Annotated in this window: 2 protein-coding genes and 1 tRNA gene; 2 read left to right on the top strand and 1 reads right to left on the bottom strand. The window is 63.6% G+C overall.

Features of this window, described 5'->3' with window-relative positions:
- Both DBR23_RS31600 and DBR23_RS23495 read left to right on the top strand, forming a co-directional pair.
- On the top strand, positions 1–443 hold a 443-nt coding region (locus DBR23_RS31600), incomplete at its 5' end, for an ACT domain-containing protein (RefSeq protein WP_369882161.1).
- Positions 444–559: 116 nt separating this feature from the next.
- Positions 560–636, top strand: a tRNA-Val gene (locus DBR23_RS23495).
- Between the two features lie 95 nt (positions 637–731).
- Here the strand turns inward: DBR23_RS23495 and DBR23_RS23490 are convergent.
- Entirely contained in the window at positions 732–1,433 is a 702-nt protein-coding gene (locus DBR23_RS23490; RefSeq protein ID WP_108499767.1) for a hypothetical protein, read from the bottom strand.
- Positions 1,434–1,606 lie beyond the last annotated feature (173 nt).

Genomic DNA, 1,606 nt, shown 5'->3' with positions numbered 1-1,606 from the left:
TGCTGGTGGTGGGCATCGACTCGCTGATGACGCAGCTGGCCAAGTGCTGCAAGCCCGCACCGCCGGACACCATCCGTGGCTTTGTCACGCGCGGCAAAGGGGTGAGCGTGCACCGTGCCGACTGCAGCAACTTCCGCGAGATGGCGGCACGCAACGCCGAGCGTGTGATCGAGGTGGAGTGGGGCGTGCCCAAGCCATCGGCATCCACGGCGGTGTACCCGGTGGACGTCGCGGTGGAGGCCGCCGACCGCCAGGGCCTGCTGCGCGACATCTCGGAAGTGTTTGCCCGCGAAAAAACCAATGTGATCGGTGTGCAGACCCAGTCCGTCAAAGGCACGGCGTGGATGACGTTCACGGTAGAAGTGTCCGACTCAGGCCGCCTGAACAAGGTGCTCGGCATCGTGGCTGGGGTGCCAGGCGTTCGTTCTGCCCGCCGTCGTTGAGGCGAGGCGCGCGCGGGCCTTGCCTGTGAGCCCGCTTCCCGCGCATTGTGTGATTTGTAGCCTGCCGTGCCCGAGGGGGCGATTTTTATGGCTATAATCGTGGTCTTGATAACGACAGGCGCGTAGCTCAGCTGGTTAGAGCACCACCTTGACATGGTGGGGGTCGTTGGTTCGAGTCCAATCGCGCCTACCAAGTTTGGTAATGAAATCAACGGCTTAGGAGAAATCCTAAGCCGTTTTTCTTTGCCCCGTTCGTTGAAAGAACGCGTAGATTAGCGCCAAAACGCCTCACGTTGTCATAGCCTGTGTCATAGGCTTCATGAAGAACACCTTCTGCACTCGCTTGGCGCCCGAGCCGTGCGCAGGGAAGCCCACAATGGCCTGGCGGTCGCGCTGCTGGCAGATGCCGCAGTTGAGGCAGTCAGTGTTGCCCGTCACAGCAGGGCAGATGGTCACCAGGCGTCCCGCGGGCGTGCGGACAGGGGTCAGCTGGTCCGCAGGCAACACGCACACCACAGGGCCACTGTGGAGGTCCGCATACTCGTCGGCCTGCTCCAGAGTCTCAGCCGACCAGTTCACGGTGAACCCCGCAGCGTTGGCCTCGGCCACGAGGCGGCGGTTGGCCGCCGTGGGCTTGTGGTGGGTGTAGGTGAATCCGCGGCGGCCTTTGTTGGCAGCCAGGAGCTTGCGTAGCGCACCGGCAGAGATCTGCCCAGGCTTGGTCACCGGCAGGTCGCCAGCTTGGTTCATGCGCCACAGCTGATGGCGCGGCAGCTCACGGATCTTGGCGCACAGCTCATCGAGCGTGCCGCCGCGCTTGCCGGCGCTCACGGCTTTCCAGTGCAGTGCGATCGGGCCAGATTCGGCGTAGCAGCCGTTGCCCTTGAAACTGCAGGTGGGCGGGCAGCTGTCGGCGCTCGTGGTGGTGACGGGGATCGGGCCGGTCTTGGCGTTGCCACTGGCCCGTGTGAAGTGGTAGGTGTGTTCCATAGGCGTCAGAAACGACAAAGCCCGCACGAGGCGGGCTTTGTGGACGAGGGTGAGGGTGGTTGCGGGCTAGAGGTCCCACATGCTGCAGGCGACGAGGCCGATGTGCGAAATGCATAGCGTCTTGTGCTCCAGTTTCACGCCCTGGCGAACGATCCAGTACGAGGTCTCGCGGA

Origin of the sequence: Acidovorax sp. HMWF018 (assembly GCF_003061035.1) — a bacterium.
GTDB lineage: Bacteria > Pseudomonadota > Gammaproteobacteria > Burkholderiales > Burkholderiaceae_C > Acidovorax > Acidovorax delafieldii.
Note: the sequence above shows the minus strand (reverse complement) of the source record. Positions and strands in the feature narration are given on the sequence as shown.